Source organism: Pseudomonas sp. GV071, assembly GCF_003050835.1.
GTDB lineage: Bacteria > Pseudomonadota > Gammaproteobacteria > Pseudomonadales > Pseudomonadaceae > Aquipseudomonas.
This window is the reverse complement of the sequence record NZ_QAOJ01000008.1, coordinates 22,895-41,178: the sequence shown is the minus strand read 5'-3', so window position 1 is coordinate 41,178 and position 18,284 is coordinate 22,895. Positions and strand designations below refer to the sequence as shown.

Below are 18,284 nucleotides of genomic sequence, written 5' to 3'. Positions count from 1 at the left end.
AGTGGACGTCAATGAGCACTAGCAAAGAAGAACTGGAACTCGACGAAGACGTGGTAAGCGACGATAGCGACGAGGTGGTGGAAGCCCCGGTCGAGGTGGCGAAAACCAACCTGACCAAGCGCCGCATCATCGACAATCTCTTGGAAGAGCGACGGTTGCACAAACAACTGGCCGAATACGATTTCGATCTGTGATCACCCAATAAAAAGCCCGACATCAAGTCGGGCTTTTTATTGGTCGCTACATCACCACGAAGGGTGCGTCTCTTCAATCGCCGCGCGACGGCGACAGCAGTTCAATTTTGTAGCCATCCGGGTCTTCAACAAACGCCAGGATGCTGGTGCCGTGTTTCATCGGCCCCGGTTCGCGGGTGATCTTGCCGCCACGGGTGCGGATGTCTTCGCAGGCTTTGTACACATCCGCCACTTCCAGAGCGATGTGGCCGTAGCCGGTACCCCGCTCATAGCTGTCGACGCCCCAGTTGTGGGTCAGCTCGATCACACTATTGTCCGCTTCATTGCCGTAACCAACGAACGCCAGGGTGAACTGCCCGTCCGGGTAATCCTTGCGGCGCAGCAGGGTCATGCCCAGCACTTCGGTATAGAACGCGATGGATTTATCCATATCGCCGACACGCAGCATGGTATGCAGCAGTCTCATCAGTCGTTTCCTCATCGGTGCCCGTAGTCTCGGGCTTAGAAAAGCAAACCCCGGCTCATGGCCGGGGTCTGGTCGAGCTTGGCTAGCTTAGAACAGCTTGCGGCCCTTGTTGGCGGCGATGCGCATGCGCAAAGCGTTCAACTTGATAAAGCCAGCCGCGTCAGCCTGGTTGTACGCGCCGCCGTCTTCTTCGAAGGTGGCGATGTTGGCGTCGAACAGCGAGCCTTCGGACTTGCGGCCGGTAACGATAACGTTGCCTTTATACAGCTTCAGGCGCACCACACCGTTCACGTGGGCCTGGGAGGCGTCGATCATCTGTTGCAGCATCAGACGCTCAGGGCTCCACCAGTAGCCGGTGTAGATCAGGCTGGCGTACTTGGGCATCAGCTCGTCTTTGAGGTGAGCGACTTCGCGGTCGAGGGTGATCGATTCGATCGCCCGGTGAGCGCGCAGCATGATGGTGCCGCCTGGGGTCTCGTAGCAGCCACGGGACTTCATGCCGACGTAGCGGTTCTCGACGATGTCGAGACGACCGATACCGTTCTCGCCGCCGATTTTGTTCAGCGTTGCCAGCACGGTGGCCGGGCTCATTTCCACGCCGTCGAGGGCAACGATATCGCCGTTACGGTAGGTGAGTTCCAGGTACGTCGGTTTGTCTGGAGCGTTCTCGGGGGAGACGGTCCATTTCCACATGTCTTCTTCGTGCTCGGTCCAGGTGTCTTCCAGAACGCCGCCTTCATAGGAGATGTGCAGCAGGTTGGCATCCATGGAGTACGGCGATTTTTTCTTGCCGTGGCGCTCGATCGGGATGGCGTGCTTCTCGGCGTAGTCCATCAGCTTCTCGCGGGACAGCAGGTCCCACTCACGCCACGGAGCAATCACTTTCACGCCGGGCTTGAGCGCATAAGCGCCGAGTTCGAAGCGAACCTGGTCGTTGCCTTTGCCAGTGGCGCCGTGGGAAATGGCGTCAGCGCCGGTTTCGTTGGCGATTTCGATCAGGCGTTTGGCGATCAGCGGACGAGCGATGGAAGTACCCAGCAGGTACTCGCCTTCGTACACGGTGTTGGCGCGGAACATGGGGAAAACGAAGTCGCGCACGAATTCTTCGCGCAGGTCGTCGATGAAGATTTCCTTGACGCCCATGGCCTGTGCCTTGGCACGAGCCGGCTCAACTTCTTCGCCTTGACCGAGATCGGCGGTGAAGGTCACCACCTCACATTGATAGGTGTCTTGCAGCCACTTGAGAATTACCGAAGTGTCGAGGCCACCGGAATACGCCAGGACAACCTTCTTTACGTCCGCCATGCCATCACTCCACGGGGTTCTACGGAAAACCCGCGATTCTACTGGCAGCCACGACCGATTTACAGAGGCGCGACAGCTTATGACGATGAAGCGACGGATTCTTTCGTCTAAACGACGACTGGCTCAGGAGGTGGCAGCCGGCTTTATGGGCGCGGCGGTAGCTGGGGTAGTCGGTGCCGGCGCCAGCGGCTGCCGCGACAGGTGCACCGTCACGCGGCGGTTTTTCGCCCGATTGGCGGGGTTGGTGTTGGGTACCAAGGGGTATTGCTCGCCATGGAAACGCACCAGGATCTGTTCTTCCGGTACGCCATTGGCCTTGAAGTACTCCATTACCGACAGCGCACGGCGGCGCGACATGTCGCGGTTGGTCAGGCGATTGCCGCCATTGTCGGAATGGCCATCCAGTTCGATATGGTTAACGCTCGGATCGGCCTTCATGTATTGCAGGATGATTTCGAGTTTTGCGCGGGAAACATCGTCGAGATCAGAACCTCCGCCCGGAAAATTAACCTGGGCTTGTTTGATCTGATCGAAGTTCACTGGCAGCAGTTTGGTCGTGCAATCCAGATAATCGTGGTAGGCCTTGTTGAATTTCACCGGTAGGAGCCGGACTTCAATGCCTTCACCGCCTTCCGGAGTGCGGTGGCGCACCAACGGGCTGCGGCCTTCGAGCAAACCGGTTAGCAAGCGCGTGCCCTGCTGCTGGGTGCTGTTGAATGGCATGACGCCGTTATCGACGTTCACCACGCCCAGGTTGATATCTCCACGGCCCGGCTGCCAAGGCGCAGCGGCGGCCACCAGGGTGGCCGAACCGGCGCCCAGCCAACGCTCCCGCGCCTGCAGGCGAAAGGTCACCTGTTCACCGGCACGGCGGACAAATTGCCCTTGGCCAAAATCAGTAATGTCTTGCGACAGACGGCACTCGAATTGATCGCCATCGACCTTCCACTCAACCTTTTCCAGGCGCGTCTGAAAGGTGATCGCCATGGCCGGCAGGCTGGCGAAAAGACTGAACAAGGCGAGATAGCGCTGGCGCACGGTAGGCTCCACAAGGATTTACTGCATTCTCAGGGGGTATCGGTTAGCGCTGGCAAAACTTGATAGCGGGTGCCGCTGTCAGGCTTTTCCGGTAGCATTCGCAGCAGTTTTTACCGCACAAATTTCGCTGATCTGGTATTGCCCCCCATGACTGACCGCCTAACCCTGCTGCGCCCAGACGACTGGCACATTCACCTGCGCGACGGCGCGGTGCTGCCACACACGGTCGCCGACGTCGCGCGCACCTTTGGCCGCGCCATCATCATGCCGAACCTGGTGCCGCCAGTGCGCAACGCCGTCGAAGCCGATGGCTATCGCCAGCGCATTCTTGCTGCACGCCCGGCCGGCAGCCAATTCGAGCCGCTGATGGTGCTCTACCTCACCGACGTGACCAGCCCTGACGATGTGCGCACTGCCATGGCCTCGGGTTTCGTTCATGCCGCCAAGCTCTACCCGGCGGGTGCCACCACCAACTCCGACTCCGGCGTCACCAGCGTCGACAAGATTTTCCACGTGCTGGAAGTGATGGCTGAAGTCGGCATGCCGCTGTTGGTACACGGCGAAGTGACCCGCGGCGAGATCGATGTATTCGATCGCGAAAAGGTATTTATCGACGAGCACCTGACCCGTGTGGTTGAGCGCTTCCCGACGCTGAAAGTGGTGTTTGAACACATCACCACCGGCGACGCAGTGCAGTTCGTCAACAGCGCTCCGGCCAACGTCGGCGCCACCATTACCGCCCACCACCTGCTGTACAACCGCAATCACATGCTGGTTGGCGGCATCCGCCCGCACTTCTATTGCCTGCCGATTCTCAAGCGCAATGTGCACCAGGAAGCCTTGCTGGACGCCGCCACCAGTGGCAGCGCCAAATTCTTCCTCGGCACCGACTCGGCGCCCCACGCCCAGCACGCGAAAGAAGCCGCCTGTGGCTGCGCCGGTTGCTACACCGCCTACGCCGCCATCGAGCTGTACGCCGAGGCCTTCGAGCAGCGCAATGCGCTGGACAAACTGGAAGGTTTTGCCAGCAAGAACGGCCCGGACTTCTACGGCCTGCCGCGCAATACCGATACCATTACCCTGGTCCGTGAAGAATGGACTGCCCCGACCAGCTTGCCGCTTGGCCAGCACAGTGTCGTCCCGCTGCGCGCCGGTGAAAAACTGCGCTGGCGCCTGCTGGAGCAAACTGCGTGAGTGAAGACAACTACGACGACGAATCGGAAGGCGGCGGCAGCAGCGGTTCGCGCCACCCCATGGCCGAGCGTTTTCGCGGCTACTTGCCCGTGGTGGTCGACGTCGAGACTGGCGGTTTCAACTGCGCCACCGACGCCCTGCTGGAAATCGCGGCAACCACCGTCGGCATGGATGAAAAGGGCTTCCTGTTCCCGGAACACACCTATTTCTTCCGCATCGAGCCGTTCGAGGGCGCCAATATCGAGGCGGCTGCGCTGGAGTTCACCGGCATCAAGCTGGACCACCCGCTGCGTATGGCGGTGAGCGAGGAGTCGGCGCTCACTGATATCTTCCGCGGCATCCGCAAGGCGTTGAAAGCCAATGGCTGCAAACGGGCGATTCTGGTCGGCCATAACAGCAGCTTCGATTTGGGTTTTCTCAATGCAGCGGTGGCGCGCAACGATCTGAAACGCAACCCGTTCCACCCCTTCTCCAGCTTCGACACCGCCACCCTCGCCGGCCTTGCCTACGGGCAGACGGTACTGGCGCGCGCCTGTCAGGCGGCCGGTATGGACTTCGATGGCCGTGAAGCGCATTCGGCGCGTTACGACACCGAGAAGACCGCCGAGCTGTTCTGCGGCATCGTCAACCGTTGGAAAGAGCTGGGCGGTTGGCAGGACTTCGACGACTGAGTACGTCCGTAGCCCGATAAAAAAACCCGGCCCCAGCGCCGGGTTTTTTATTGACCATTTGCTGGCCTTTTACCGTTTATCGGTGCGCGGGTTTGTCGACGCCAATATCCCTTCTACGTTTTGACAAGCGTTCTCATTAACATTAGTATCCTTCGCATCAAGCCATTTTGAGTGTTGGGCCTTTTATGTACGTATGCCTTTGCATGGGTGTCACTGACGGTCAAATCCGCGATGCAATCAACGAAGGTTGCTGCAGCTACCGTGACGTTCGTAATGCGCTGGAAGTTGCCAGCCAATGCGGAAAATGCGCGACCCTGGCCAAGCAAGTGGTGCGCGAAACCCTCACGGAAGTGCAAAGCAGCCAGGCCGCCCTCGCCTACCCTGCAAATTTTGTTATGGCATAAAAGTAGTCGTTTTCTGAAAACCGGACCGAGTGTCCGGTTTTTTTATGCCCAAAATTCAAGCAGTTAGCGCCGAGACGCGGAAATAAAACATTCGTATTCGGTTTTAATTTTCGTTTAAATTCAAACACTTACATTTGACAGTCGAAAAACACAGGGTCAGACTCTCACGCTATCACTCCCTTGCACGGCAGGACCCCGACATGAAAGGCGACAAGAAAGTCATCCAGCACCTCAACAAAATCCTCGGCAACGAGCTGGTCGCCATCAATCAATACTTCCTGCATGCGCGCATGTACGAAGACTGGGGCCTGAAAAAGCTGGGCGAGCACGAGTACCACGAGTCCATCGATGAGATGAAACACGCGGACAAACTGATCAAACGCATCCTGTTCCTCGAAGGCCTGCCGAACCTGCAAGACCTCGGCAAGATCCTGATCGGTGAGAACACCAAGGAAATGCTGGAGTGCGACCTGAAGATCGAGCACAAAGCGCACATCGATCTGAAAGAAGCCATCGCCTACTGCGAAAGCATCGCCGACTACGCCAGCCGCGAGCTGCTCGAAGAGATCCTCTGCTCCGAGGAAGATCACATCGACTGGCTGGAAACCCAGCTCAGCCTGATCGACAAAGTCGGCCTGCAGAACTACCTGCAATCGCAGATGGACGAGTAACTCGTCAGGCATAAAAAAGCCCCGCATCAGCGGGGCTTTTTATTTACTGCGTTTTGATCAGGCGTCCGCTTTAGCGGAGGCTGCCTTGACCAGGGTTTGCAGTTCACCCTTTTCGAACATCTCAACCATGATGTCGCTACCGCCAACCAACTCACCGCCAACCCACAGTTGCGGGAAGGTTGGCCAGTTGGCGTATTTTGGCAGGTTGGCGCGAATTTCCGGGTTTTGCAGGATGTCGACATAGGCGAATTTCTCGCCGCATGCCATGACAACCTGAGCCGCCTTCGACGAGAAGCCGCATTGCGGGGCGTTCGGCGAGCCTTTCATGTACAGCAGGATGGCGTTGTTAGCGATCTGCTCTTTGATAGTTTCGATGATATCCATGGGTACCTCAGCACTAAGGCCTATCTGACTGTCCAACTCGCCGACTCACGGGCCGACACGGTGGCGGGCATTGTAACGGAAAGCCGCGCGCTTGGCGCGACCCTCCTATCGTCGTATTCCGCAGGCGTTGCAGGCCTAAGCCGTGGTGCGGCTCAGGCAGCCGCTACTACAACCGGTACGCCATTCAACGCGGCATTGCCCGACAGCACATCGAGCTGGCGCTCATCAGTCAGGTCATTGGCGCTGGCACCGGGCTGCGCGCTGGCAATCGCCATCTGCACGCCCGGGCGGCCATGGCCCCAGCCATGCGGCAGGCTGACCACGCCTTGCATCATGTCTTCACTGCCGGCCACTTCCACTTCGATCATGCCCACCCGCGAGCGCACGCTGACCAGTTGCCCGTCAATAAGCGCGCGGCTGGCCATGTCCTGCGGGTTCATCAGCAACTGATGGCGCGGCTTGCCCTTCACCAAGCGATGGTAGTTGTGCATCCAGGAGTTATTGCTGCGTACATGGCGACGGCCGATCAGCACCAGCTCATCGACCTTGGGCACCGGTTGCGCGGCAAAACGCGCCAGGTCATTGAGCACTATCTCGGGCGCCGCCTGCACGGTTTTGCTCGGAGTTTTCAGGCGTTCCAGCAGATTGGGTTTCAGTGCGCCCAAATCGATGCCATGGGGGTGTTCGCGCAACTTGGCCACTGACAGCTGGTGCTCGGATTTGTCGCCGTACAGGCCAAAACGCAGGCCCATGTCGATCATCTGCGCCGGTTCCATGGTCGGTTTCAGCACCGTTTCTGTCTTCGCAGCAAAGGCTTTGGCCAGACCGACGAAGATCTCCCAGTCATGCAGTGCGCCTTCGGGCTTGGCCAGCACCGGCTCGTTGAAGCGGGTGACGTTGCGCACAGCGAATACATTGAAGGTGGTGTCGTAGTGATCGTGCTCCAGCGGCGCAGTAGGGGGCAGGATCAGGTCGGCGTAGCGGGTGGTTTCGTTGATGTAGAAGTCGATGCACAGCATGAACTCCAGGCCATCCAGCGCCTGCTCCAGTTGCCGGCCATTGGGGGTCGACAGCACCGGGTTGCCGGCCACCGTGACCAACGCACGTATCTGCCCTTCGCCCGGGGTCAGCATCTCTTCGGCCAAGGCCGAAACCGGTAGCTCACCGGCGTATTCCGGCAGCCCGGAAACCCGGCTTTGCCAGCGGTTGAAATGACCGCCCGAAGTGGTCGCGACCAAATCCACCGCCGGCTCAGTGCACAGCACCCCGCCCACGCGATCGAGGTTGCCGGTAACCAGGTTGATCAGTTGCACCACCCATTGGCAGAGCGTGCCGAATACCTGGGTCGACACGCCCATACGGCCGTAACACACGGCCTTGTCGGCGGCGGCGAAGTCTCGGGCCAACTGGCGAATGGTCTCGGCCGGCACACCGCAACGGGCGCTCATGGCCTCGGCAGTGAACTCAGCGACGGCACTGCGCACCTCGTCTATCCCGTCGATGGGTAGATGGCTGGTGCGGGTCAGGCCCTCTTCGAACAGGGTGTTGAGCACGCCAAAGAGCAGTGCCGCGTCTTGTCCCGGACGTACAAAAATATGCTGATCGGCAATCGCCGCCGTTTCGCTACGGCGCGGGTCGACCACTACCACTTTGCCGCCACGGGCCTTGATCGCCTTCAGGCGCTTCTCCACATTCGGCACGGTCATGATGCTGCCGTTAGAGGCCAGCGGGTTGCCGCCGAGAATCAGCATGAAGTCGGTGTGGTCGATGTCAGGGATCGGAATCAGCAAGCCATGGCCGTACATCAAGTGGCTGGTCAGGTGGTGGGGCAACTGGTCCACCGAGGTCGCCGAGTAGCGATTGCGGGTTTTCAGTTGGCCGAGAAAATAGTTGCTGTGGGTCATCAGCCCATAGTTGTGCACGCTCGGGTTGCCTTGATAGATGGCCACCGCGTTCTGCCCGTGACGAGCCTGAATGTCCGCTAGGCGATTGGCCACCAGGTCGAACGCCTCGTCCCACTCGATGGCCTGCCATTCACTGCCGACACGGCGCATCGGTTGGCGGATGCGATCAGGGTCGTGCTGGATGTCTTGCAGGGCCACCGCCTTGGGGCAGATATGGCCGCTGCTGAAGGTATCCAGAGCATCACCCTTGATTGAAAGGATCTGCTGACTGCCGTCAGGTTGGGTCTCGGTTTCGATGCTAAGCCCGCAAATGGCTTCACACAGGTGACATGCACGGTGATGGAGGGTCTTGGTCATGGCCTAGCCTCATTTTTATTTGGGACGACTCATCCGGTCGGTAAGCGTCCACTATAGGAGTGCCTGCCGAGGCTTCGCCATAGCCGTAAGCCCCATGAATCGGGGCCTATCAGGCCAATCCATAGACCTGATCAGACCGCGACTACAGCATTTCAAACCTGCCAACCACGGCGCGTTTCGGCGGATATATGCCATTTATATCGATAACAACGGCTTCGCTAGTCGCATTACTCAAACAAAGTGCGTATCTTTAGGCCACTGTGCTGCATGTGTACCGCGAATCGCAACCTGGTGTTTAGATCTCGATCCAACCATCTACACGTATTCCGATAACTCTTTGCACTCAGTACTGGCTGGGCCTGTAGCCCGCCGCAATCCACTCTGTTCAAGGATCTACACCATGGCTAATCGCGAAACTGGTACCGTTAAATGGTTCAACGATGAAAAAGGCTTCGGCTTCATCACTCCAAGCAACGGCGGCGCTGACCTGTTCGTGCACTTCAAAGCTATCCAATCCGATGGCTTCAAAAGCTTGAAAGAAGGTCAGACCGTATCTTTCGTGGCCGCTAAAGGCCAGAAAGGCATGCAAGCTGAAGAAGTACAGGTAGTCTAAGACTCCCCGCGCTTCATAAAAAACCCCGCTTCGGCGGGGTTTTTTTATGCCCAACGAATGACGTTTTCCGCCCAGCGCATGCCGCCCAGAGGTTTGCCAATCCACTTGGCGGCAGTGTACAAAGGCTGCCCCCGGGCGTGGCCTGGCGTACCAGAACAGCTGGCGTGAGACATCTTGTACAAGCATCGCTGCGGTCAAAGATGACACGACGCGACATTTCCTTATAAGATCCGGCCTCCCCATTTCGTCGCACCGTGCGGCCCCCAGCCGCTGGTAGAGCCCTTTTTTCCTGTGAAAACCAAAGGCTTGCTCGCCAGCGTTATCGTTGTACAAAAGGTAGTTAATGATGAGCGCAAGACACTTTCTCTCGCTAATGGACTGCACGCCCGATGAGTTGCTGGGTCTGCTCCGTCGTGGCATCGAGCTGAAGAGCCTGCGCAATCGAGGCATCCTTTTCGAACCGCTGAAAAATCGCGTGCTGGGCATGATCTTCGAGAAGGCCTCGACACGTACCCGCCTGTCGTTCGAAGCAGGCATGATCCAGCTTGGCGGCCAGGCCATTTTCCTGTCGCCGCGTGACACCCAACTGGGCCGTGGCGAGCCGATCAGCGATGCCGCCATTGTCATGTCGCGCATGCTCGATGCGGTGATGATCCGCACCTTTGCCCACAGCACCCTCACCGAATTCGCTGCTCACTCGCGCGTGCCGGTGATCAATGGCCTATCGGACGACCTGCACCCCTGCCAGTTGCTCGCCGACATGCAGACCTACCAGGAACTACGTGGCTCGATCAAAGGCAAAACCGTGGCCTGGATCGGCGACGGCAACAATATGTGCAACAGCTACATCGAAGCCGCCCAGCAATACGACTTCCACCTGCGCGTGGCCTGCCCACACGGCTACGAGCCGAACCCGAGTTTTATCGCCCAGGCCGGCGAGCGCGTCAGCATCGTCCGCGACCCAGTGGAAGCGGTCTCCGGCGCCCACCTGGTGAGCACCGACGTGTGGACCTCGATGGGCCAGGAAGAAGAAGCCGCCGAACGCCTGGCGCTGTTCAAGCCCTACCAGGTGACCCGTGCCCTCCTCGACCAGGCCGCCAGCGACGTGCTGTTCCTGCACTGCCTGCCCGCCCACCGTGGCGAGGAAATCAGCGAAGACCTGCTCGACGACCCGCGCTCTGGCGCTTGGGACCAGGCCGAAAACCGCCTGCACGCGCAGAAGGCGCTGCTGGAAATGCTGGTTGAGCCAGGCTACCGCCCGGCATGAGTGCCGCCGCACTGCTGAGCCTGCGCGACCTCAGTTGCGGCTACCGCGATCATCCCGTGGTGCAGCAACTGAACCTGCAGCTGAACGTCGGCGACATCGGTTGCCTGCTCGGCCCCTCGGGCTGCGGCAAGACCACCACATTACGCGCCATCGCCGGCTTCGAGCCGGTGTTGACTGGCGAGATCCAGTTAGGCAGCAGCGTGATTTCCCGCGCCGGTTTCACCCAGGCCCCGGAGAAACGACGCATCGGCATGGTCTTTCAGGACTACGCGCTGTTCCCGCACCTGACCGTGGCCGACAACGTCGCCTTCGGCATCCGCGAGCAGGCTAACTGCGAACAGGTGACGGCCGAGCTACTGGAGCTGGTCAAGCTCTCGACCCTGAGCAAGCGCTTTCCCCACGAACTGTCCGGCGGCCAGCAGCAACGTGTGGCCCTGGCCCGAGCCTTGGCGCCAGCACCGCAATTGCTGCTGCTTGATGAGCCCTTCTCCAACCTCGACAACGAACTGCGTCGGCGCCTCAGCCAAGAGGTGCGCGAGATCCTCAAGGCACGCGGTACCAGCGCCATCCTGGTCACACACGACCAGGAAGAGGCCTTCGCAGTCAGCGATCAGGTCGGGGTATTCAAGGAAGGTCATCTCGAGCAGTGGGACACGCCCTACAACCTCTACCACCGCCCGCAAACGCCCTTTGTCGCCAGCTTTATCGGCCAGGGCTATTTCGTCCGCGGTGCACTGCTGAGCCGCGAAGCGGTGCAGACGGAACTAGGCGTGGTGCGTTGCCAGCCCCGCGACTGGCCGAGCGGCAGCCCGGTGGATGTGCTGCTGCGTCCGGACGACATCGCCTACGCCGAACAGGGCGAGCAACAGGCGTTGGTGCTGGGCACCAGCTTCCAAGGCTCAAACACCCTGTATCGCCTGCGCCTGACCACCGGCGGGCATGTTGAAGCGCTGCTCCCCAGCCATGTGCAGCGCCAGGTCGGCGATTCAATCGGCGTGCGCCTGGCCGCCGAACAGGTGGTGACCTTCGCCGCCCCCGGCAGCCAGCTCTAAAGCACCACCACCTGATCGCGGCCGCTGTCCTTGGCCTGGTACAGGGCGCGATCGCCGCGCTGCATGGTGGTTTGCCAGGGCTCCGGACTGACATAGCGGCTGATGCCCACCGACAAGGTCATGCGCAGTTGCGCAAAGCCTTCCCACTGGGTCACGCTCAGTGTCTGGCGCAAGCGCTCCATGGCGTGCATGGCGCCAACCTCGTTGGTATTGGAAAGCACCAGCAGAAACTCTTCGCCGCCCATGCGCGCGACAAAATCCACATCGCGCACCACCCGTTGCAGAATCTTCGCCAACTGGCACAACACCGCATCGCCGCCGGCATGGCCGTAGGCGTCGTTAACGTGTTTAAAGAAATCCAGATCGATCAGGCACAGGACAAAATCGTAAGTGCCGCGGTCCGCCAAGGCCTTCTGCTGGTCCAGCACTTCATTGGCGAAGCGGCGGTTGTACAGGCCAGTCAGCTCATCGGTGATCGCCAGTTGCTGGATACGCTCCAGCGCCACCTGCAGGTCGCGGTTGCGCTCCTGGAGGATGTTGCGCAGCCGGCTCATCTCCAGGCCAAGCATCGACACCCCGGCAATCAGCACAAAAAACGCCGGGGCGCGGATTGCCTCGATATGCCAATCGAACACTACGCCTTTGTGGATCAACGCCACCATCAGCAGGCCATAGCACAACGCGGTGAACAGCCCGATGCGCACAAAGCCGCGCAAACTCAGGCGGAAAGCGCCGAACATCAGCACCACCAACACCATCATCAGAAACAGCGAACGCAGGCTTTCAGCAAAATACACGCTGACGAAGATCACCCCGATCGCCCAGCTCATCTGCGGGAAGGTCAGGCTGGGGTCGTGAAAGCGCAGGTTGAGGTTGAACCAGGTCAATGCCAGAAAGCCAGCCATACTGGCCAGCACGGCAATGGTCAGCAACAGCATGCCGGCCACCGTCAATTGCATGAAGCCGCCAGCAAACGCCAGCCAGCACAGCAACAGGTAGCCCAGGGAGGCACTGCTGGCTAACAGAATCCGGCGTACACGCAACAGTTGTTGGCGAGACGGCATCGGCGGGTCCTTCTCCGTAAGGATCGTTAGCGGAGTATAACCACCCGAGTGCGCCTCGCCCGTCTTGTCAGCGGTACCCCGTCACAGATGGAGACGGCCACTGGCCACCAGTACGGCGTGCCCGGCGATTTTCACCCGCTCGCCCTCCAGCCGGCAGAACAGCTCGCCGCCGCGCGCTGAACACTGGAACGCATTCAGCTCGACTTTATCCAGACGCTGCGCCCAGTAAGGAATCAGGCTGCAATGGATCGAGCCGGTCACCGGGTCTTCATCAATGCCGATAGCCGGGGCGAAGTAGCGGGAGACAAAGTCATGCTGCTGGCCTGGCGCAGTGACGATCATGCCCAACCATGGCAGCGTGGCCACGGCTGCGAGGTTGGGCTGGCAATCACGTACCTGCTGCTCGTTTTCCAGCACCACCAGCAACTCTTTGCCGGTATCCAGCACCTCAACGATAGGCGCATTCGCCGCCGCCTTGATCGCGTCACTGGCAGCGATCACCTGGCCCGGCAGCGTGGGGAAATCCAGCACCAGGCGCTCGCCGTCACGGCTGACGCTGAGGGCGCCGGACTGGCAGATGAAGTCCAACTGCGGCGCGGTTTCGCCATGCAAGGTGAACAAGGCAAAGGCGCTGGCCAAGGTGGCGTGGCCGCACAGCGGCACTTCACAGGTGGGGGTAAACCAGCGGATATGCCAGACCGCGCCTTCTTTCACCACAAACGCGGTTTCCGCCAGGTTGTGCTCGGCGGCAATGGTCTGCATGCGCGCCGCGCCCAACCAGTTGTCCAGGCGATAGACAATCGCCGGGTTGCCGGCAAATGGCTGCTGGGTAAAGGCATCGATCTGGTGGAAGTCGAGGGACATGGGCGCGCTCCTTGGCAATGAAAGGCGCCCACGATACCCATTTGCCAGAACACCGGCCTGATACAGCCGGCGCTTATTGCAGCGTTACAGCGGGCTGGAGTCGTCGCTACGCACCCGCTTCACCGCGTCCAGCCAGCCGGCATAGAGCTTTTCCCGGTGGGCGCTGGCCATCCGTGGCTCAAACAGATGCTGGCGATGCCAATGCTGGGCAATGGCGTCGAGGTCGGGGTAGATGCCCGCCTGCAAGCCCGCCAGGTAGGCCACGCCCAAGGCCGTGGTTTCGGTGACTTCCGGGCGCTCCACCGGCACGCCGAGAATATCGGCGAGGAACTGCATCACCCAGTTGTTTTCGACCATGCCGCCGTCCACGCGCAACGCACTGGGAGCGGCAGCGCCGTCCTGACCCATGGCAACCAGCAGGTCGCGGGTCTGGTAGCACACCGACTGCAGGCCCGCAGTGACGATTTCCTTGATGCCGGTATCGCGGGTCAAGCCGAAGATCGCGCCACGGGCTTTCGGGTCCCAGTACGGCGCGCCGAGGCCGGTGAACGCGGGCACCAGGAACACGCCGCTGGCATCGCCGGTCTGCTCGGCCAGGGCTTCGGTGTCACGGGCATGGCTGATCAATTTGATGCCGTCACGCAGCCACTGCACCGCCGCGCCGGCGACAAAAATACTGCCCTCCACCGCGTAAGTCACTTCGCCTTTGAGGCGATAGCCGACGGTGGTCAGCAGGCGGTTTTGCGACACCACCGGCTGCTTGCCGGTGTTCTGGATCATGAAGCAGCCGGTGCCGTAGGTGCTTTTCACCATGCCAGGCTGGAAGCACGCCTGCCCCACCAGCGCGGCCTGCTGGTCGCCAGCCATACCCAGCACCGGAATGCTCGAACCGAACCAGTCGGCGTCGGTGGTGCCGAAATCGGCCGCGCAATCGAGCACCTCGGGCAGCACGCTGGCGGGAATCTCGAACAGCGCCAGCAGGTCGGCGTCCCATTGCTGGGTATGGATATTGAACAGCATGGTCCGTGAGGCATTGCTGGCGTCAGTCTTGTGCGACTTGCCGCCCGTCAGGCGCCAGAGCAGAAAGCTGTCGACGGTGCCAAATCGCAGCTCGCCGCGCTCGGCCCGCTCTTGCGCGCCGGGCACGTGCTGGAGAATCCAGCGCAGTTTGGTCGCGGAGAAATACGGGTCAATCAACAGGCCGGTCTTGGCCGCGACGGTGGCCTCGTGACCGGCGTCTTTCAAGCCGGCACAGTAGTCGGCGGTGCGGCGGTCCTGCCAGACGATAGCCGGGTGGATCGGTGTGCCGGTGGCGGCGTCCCAGACCAGGGTGGTTTCGCGCTGGTTGGTGATGCCGATTGCCGCCACTTCCGAGGCGTGCAGGCCGCTTTGGCGCAGGGCTTCGCGGCAGACTTTTAGGGTGCTGAGCCAGAGGTCTTCACCGTCGTGCTCAACCCAGCCATCTTTGGGGAAATACTGTTTGAATTCCTGTTGCGCGCGAGCCACCGGCGAGCCCTGGGCGCTGAACACAATGGCGCGGCTGCTGGTGGTGCCTTGGTCGATGGCAAGAAGGTACTGGGACATCTGCGCTTCCTTGTTATTTTTCGTTAGGACATCGCCAGCGGCGAACCTGCTTGTTTATTCGCGGCCAATCGACGCGAAGGAACCCTGGCAATGGGTGGCCAGCACCTCGGCCGCCAGCTCCACTTCCAGGCCGCGACGGCCAGCGCTCACGTGAATGGTGGGAAACTGTTTGGCGCTTTCATCGATAAAGGTGCGCAAGCGCTTTTTCTGGCCCAGCGGGCTGATACCGCCAAGCAGGTAACCGGTGGAACGTTGCGCCGCTGCCGGGTCGGCCATATCGGCTTTCTTCACCCCGGCGGCGTGGGCCAGGGCTTTGAGATCCAGAGTTCCTGCCACCGGCACCACCGCCACCAACAGCTCGCCTTTTTCACTGGCCGCCAGCAGGGTTTTGAAAACGCGTGCCGGGTCCAACCCGAGCTTTTCCGCTGCCTCCAAGCCGTAGGACGCGGCCTTTGGGTCGTGGCTGTAACTCAGCACCCGGTGCTCGGCTCGGGCTTTTTTCAACAGGTCGATGGCTGGGGTCATGTTCGAATGTGAAAATAATCAGACAAAGTTCGCGTACCTTAGAGGCAGGCCTGGCAAAAGTCGAGCGCGACCCGCGTGCCCTGATCGTCACGCAAGTTGCTTATAATGCCGCGCAAAACAAGGAAGCCCCCATGACCCTGGCGCCCCGGCAGCAAGACATTCTCGACCTCGCCCGCGAACGCGGTTACGTCAGCATCGACGAGCTGGCGCAGGCCTTTGCCGTGACCCCGCAAACCATTCGCCGCGACATCAACCAACTGGCCGAACAAGGCCTGTTGCGTCGTACCCACGGCGGCGCCGCCAGCGAAGCCTCGAGCACCCAGAACACTGCCTACACCATGCGCGCCGGGCTGATGCGTGATGAAAAACAACGCATCGCCGAGGCCATCGCCGCTCAGGTACCGGATCACGCCTCGGTGTTCATCAACATCGGCACCACCACCGAAGCCATCGCCCGCGCCCTGCTCAACCACCGTGGCTTGAAGGTGATCACCAACAACCTGCACGTGGCCGCACAGCTCAGCGATAAGGCCGATTTCGAAGTGCTGGTGGCCGGCGGCACGGTGCGCAGCGACGGTGGCATCGTCGGCCAGACGGCGGTGGATTTCATCCAGCAATTCAAAGTCGATTTCGCCCTGATGGGCATCAGCGGCATCGACGACGACGGCAGCCTGCTCGACTTCGATTACCAGGAAGTGCGGGTGTCCCAAGCCATCATTGAAAACGCCCGCCAAGTGCTGCTGGCCGCCGACTCAAGCAAGTTCGGCCGCAACGCCGTGGTGCGCCTGGGCTCGGTCGGCCTGGTCAACCAGCTGTTCACCGACCGCGCGCCGTCGCCCGCCCTCGCCCGCCTGCTGGCCCAGCATAAAGTTCAGCTAAAACTGGTCTGACGCCGCCCGCTCCGAGAGCAGCGGATACCGCCGCTCTCGGTATTTGCCCTACCCATCAAAAGAATCGACCGCTCGGCGACTGAATGACTCGCATGGCTGGCCAGTAGCAAAACATTCGGCTACCATTTTCGAAATCGAACATTAGAACGTTCACTTTCGACTTCAGAGGCCGGCCATGCACGCAAAGCAGAACCCCACCAGCACGGTTGCGGAAATCTATGACGTGGCTGTGGTCGGCGGCGGTATCAATGGTGTGGGGATTGCTGCCGATGCGGCCGGGCGTGGCCTGTCGGTGTTCCTTTGCGAAAAAGACGACCTCGCGCAACACACCTCGTCCGCCAGCAGCAAGCTGATCCATGGCGGCCTGCGCTACCTCGAACACTACGAATTCCGCCTGGTCCGCGAAGCACTCGCCGAGCGTGAGGTGCTGCTGGCCAAGGCGCCGCATATCGTCAAACCCATGCGTTTTATTCTTCCCCACCGCCCGCACCTGCGCCCGGCGTGGATGATTCGTGCCGGCCTGTTTCTCTACGACCACCTCGGCAAACGGGAAAAACTGCCCGGCTCGCACGGCGTGCGTTTTGGTGCCGGCAGCCCGCTGAAAGCGGAAATCAGCCGCGGTTTCGAATACTCCGATTGCTGGGTCGATGACGCCCGCCTGGTGGTGCTTAACGCCATGGCCGCCCGCGAAAAAGGCGCGCACATCCACACCCGTACCCGCTGCGTCAGCGCCCGGCGCAGCAAAGGCCTGTGGCATATCCACCTGGAACGCGCCGACGGCAGCCTCTATTCGATTCGCGCGCATGCCTTGGTAAACGCCGCCGGGCCGTGGGTGGCGCGCTTCATCAAAGACGATCTGCAACAGAAATCGCCCTATGGCATTCGCCTGATCCAGGGCAGCCATATCGTCGTGCCGCGTTTGTTCGACGGTGAGCAGGCGTACATCCTGCAGAACGAAGACCGCCGCATCGTGTTTGCCATTCCTTACCTGGAACGCTTCACCCTGATCGGCACCACCGACCGCGAATATCAGGGCGACCCCGCTCAGGTAGCGATCAGTGCCGAAGAAACCCAGTACCTGCTGGACGTGGTCAACGCCCACTTCAAGCAGTCGATCAGCCAGGCGGACATCCTGCACACGTACTCCGGCGTGCGGCCGCTATGTGACGACGAGTCGGATGATCCCTCCGCCGTCACCCGCGACTACACACTGGCGCTGTCCGCCCACCCTGGCGAGGCGCCGCTGCTGTCGGTGTTCGGCGGCAAGCTGACCACCTACCGCAAGCTCGCCGAATCGGCCATGGGCCAACTGGCACCGTTCTTCAGCAAGATGCAGGCAAGCTGGACCGCCACTGCGCCGCTGCCCGGTGGCGAGCAGATGAGCAGCCGCAGTGCCTTGGTGGAAGCCCTGTGCAACCAGTACGGCTGGCTGCCGACCCAGGTCGCCCGCCGCTGGGCCAGCACCTATGGCAGCCGCAGCTTCAATATTGTGCAAGGCGCCAACTCGCTGGAAGACCTGGGCGAACATATGGGTGCCGGCCTGTATGCCCGCGAAGTGGATTACCTGTGCCGCGAGGAATGGGCCCGCGATGCCGCCGATATTCTCTGGCGCCGCAGCAAGCTGGGCCTGTTCATGACCCCGGGTCAGCAGGCGCGCTTGAGTACGTATCTGCAAAGCCCGCAGGGAGTCAACGCGGCGTGAACTGAATCTGTGTGTGCTAGCAAGACCTCTGCCCCGCTCTGCGGGGCTTTTTTATGGGTGTTACCCATCGATCGGCTGTGCGTCGGCGGGGCGGCTTTCGCCTTGCCCCGCTCTCTCTAGCTCGCTCGATCTTGA

Annotated in this window: 19 protein-coding genes; 10 read left to right on the top strand and 9 right to left on the bottom strand. The window is 60.7% G+C overall.

From position 1 onward, the window contains the following. Positions 1-11 precede the first annotated feature (11 nt). Entirely contained in the window at positions 12-194 is a 183-nt protein-coding gene (locus tag C8K61_RS16255; protein ID WP_108097512.1) for a PA3496 family putative envelope integrity protein, read from the top strand. Positions 195-267: 73 nt separating this feature from the next. On the opposite strand, the gene gloA is transcribed toward C8K61_RS16255, so the two are convergent. From gloA to C8K61_RS16240, 3 genes are all read right to left on the bottom strand, one after another. Continuing rightward, on the bottom strand, positions 268-660 hold the full coding sequence (gene gloA / locus C8K61_RS16250) for a lactoylglutathione lyase (protein ID WP_108097513.1): 393 nt from the start codon (positions 658-660) through the stop codon (positions 268-270). Positions 661-747: 87 nt separating this feature from the next. Further along, positions 748-1,965, bottom strand: coding sequence for an argininosuccinate synthase (locus tag C8K61_RS16245; RefSeq protein ID WP_108097514.1), 1,218 nt, complete (start codon positions 1,963-1,965; stop codon positions 748-750). Between the two features lie 123 nt (positions 1,966-2,088). Continuing rightward, complete coding sequence (locus tag C8K61_RS16240) at positions 2,089-3,003, bottom strand: OmpA family protein (RefSeq protein WP_178086465.1); 915 nt, start codon at positions 3,001-3,003, stop codon at positions 2,089-2,091. Between the two features lie 147 nt (positions 3,004-3,150). Between C8K61_RS16240 and pyrC the strand changes: the two genes are divergently transcribed. The 4 genes from pyrC (at position 3,151) to bfr (ending at position 5,943) form a co-directional block, all read left to right on the top strand. Continuing rightward, complete coding sequence (gene pyrC, locus C8K61_RS16235) at positions 3,151-4,197, top strand: dihydroorotase (protein WP_108097515.1); 1,047 nt, start codon at positions 3,151-3,153, stop codon at positions 4,195-4,197. After that, positions 4,194-4,868, top strand: a complete 675-nt coding sequence (rnt, locus tag C8K61_RS16230; RefSeq protein ID WP_108097516.1) for a ribonuclease T — start codon at positions 4,194-4,196, stop codon at positions 4,866-4,868. The genes pyrC and rnt overlap by 4 nt, the downstream gene beginning before the upstream one ends. 185 nt (positions 4,869-5,053) lie before the next feature. After that, a complete protein-coding gene (locus C8K61_RS16225) occupies positions 5,054-5,272 on the top strand; it encodes a bacterioferritin-associated ferredoxin (protein ID WP_108097517.1) in 219 nt (72 codons plus the stop codon). Between the two features lie 200 nt (positions 5,273-5,472). Next, positions 5,473-5,943 (top strand): bacterioferritin, encoded by a 471-nt coding sequence (gene bfr / locus C8K61_RS16220; protein WP_108097518.1) that lies wholly within the window; start codon positions 5,473-5,475, stop codon positions 5,941-5,943. 57 nt (positions 5,944-6,000) lie between these two features. On the opposite strand, the gene grxD is transcribed toward bfr, so the two are convergent. Next, positions 6,001-6,327: a Grx4 family monothiol glutaredoxin gene (gene grxD, locus C8K61_RS16215; protein WP_108097519.1), complete on the bottom strand. Its 327-nt coding sequence runs from the start codon at positions 6,325-6,327 to the stop codon at positions 6,001-6,003. A gap of 152 nt (positions 6,328-6,479) precedes the next feature. Beyond that, positions 6,480-8,588 (bottom strand): molybdopterin oxidoreductase family protein, encoded by a 2,109-nt coding sequence (locus C8K61_RS16210; protein ID WP_108097520.1) that lies wholly within the window; start codon positions 8,586-8,588, stop codon positions 6,480-6,482. A 400-nt stretch (positions 8,589-8,988) separates the two neighbouring features. Between C8K61_RS16210 and C8K61_RS16205 the strand changes: the two genes are divergently transcribed. From C8K61_RS16205 to C8K61_RS16195, 3 genes are all read left to right on the top strand, one after another. Next, positions 8,989-9,201 (top strand): cold-shock protein, encoded by a 213-nt coding sequence (locus tag C8K61_RS16205; RefSeq protein WP_108097521.1) that lies wholly within the window; start codon positions 8,989-8,991, stop codon positions 9,199-9,201. A 346-nt stretch (positions 9,202-9,547) separates the two neighbouring features. After that, positions 9,548-10,468, top strand: coding sequence for an ornithine carbamoyltransferase (argF, locus tag C8K61_RS16200; RefSeq protein WP_108097522.1), 921 nt, complete (start codon positions 9,548-9,550; stop codon positions 10,466-10,468). Beyond that, on the top strand, positions 10,465-11,520 hold the full coding sequence (locus tag C8K61_RS16195; RefSeq protein WP_108097523.1) for an ABC transporter ATP-binding protein: 1,056 nt from the start codon (positions 10,465-10,467) through the stop codon (positions 11,518-11,520). Before argF ends, C8K61_RS16195 begins: the two co-directional genes overlap by 4 nt. On the opposite strand, the gene C8K61_RS16190 is transcribed toward C8K61_RS16195, so the two are convergent. The 4 genes from C8K61_RS16190 to ybaK all read right to left on the bottom strand — a co-directional run bounded on the left by C8K61_RS16190 (position 11,517) and on the right by ybaK (position 15,557). Then, positions 11,517-12,584, bottom strand: coding sequence for a diguanylate cyclase (locus C8K61_RS16190; protein WP_108097524.1), 1,068 nt, complete (start codon positions 12,582-12,584; stop codon positions 11,517-11,519). The genes C8K61_RS16195 and C8K61_RS16190 overlap by 4 nt on opposite strands. Positions 12,585-12,665: 81 nt before the next feature. Continuing rightward, entirely contained in the window at positions 12,666-13,448 is a 783-nt protein-coding gene (locus tag C8K61_RS16185; protein ID WP_108097525.1) for a PhzF family phenazine biosynthesis protein, read from the bottom strand. 84 nt (positions 13,449-13,532) lie between these two features. Further along, entirely contained in the window at positions 13,533-15,032 is a 1,500-nt protein-coding gene (gene glpK / locus C8K61_RS16180) for a glycerol kinase GlpK (RefSeq protein ID WP_108097526.1), read from the bottom strand. 54 nt (positions 15,033-15,086) lie between these two features. Further along, positions 15,087-15,557: a Cys-tRNA(Pro) deacylase gene (gene ybaK, locus C8K61_RS16175; protein ID WP_108097527.1), complete on the bottom strand. Its 471-nt coding sequence runs from the start codon at positions 15,555-15,557 to the stop codon at positions 15,087-15,089. Between the two features lie 131 nt (positions 15,558-15,688). Between ybaK and C8K61_RS16170 the strand changes: the two genes are divergently transcribed. Together C8K61_RS16170 and glpD are read left to right on the top strand one after the other, a co-directional pair. Beyond that, the gene (locus C8K61_RS16170; RefSeq protein ID WP_108097528.1) at positions 15,689-16,447 is read left to right on the top strand and encodes a DeoR/GlpR family DNA-binding transcription regulator; all 759 of its coding nucleotides are present in this window, start codon (positions 15,689-15,691) and stop codon (positions 16,445-16,447) included. A 175-nt stretch (positions 16,448-16,622) separates the two neighbouring features. After that, entirely contained in the window at positions 16,623-18,149 is a 1,527-nt protein-coding gene (gene glpD, locus C8K61_RS16165) for a glycerol-3-phosphate dehydrogenase (RefSeq protein WP_108097529.1), read from the top strand. Positions 18,150-18,284: the final 135 nt, after the last annotated feature.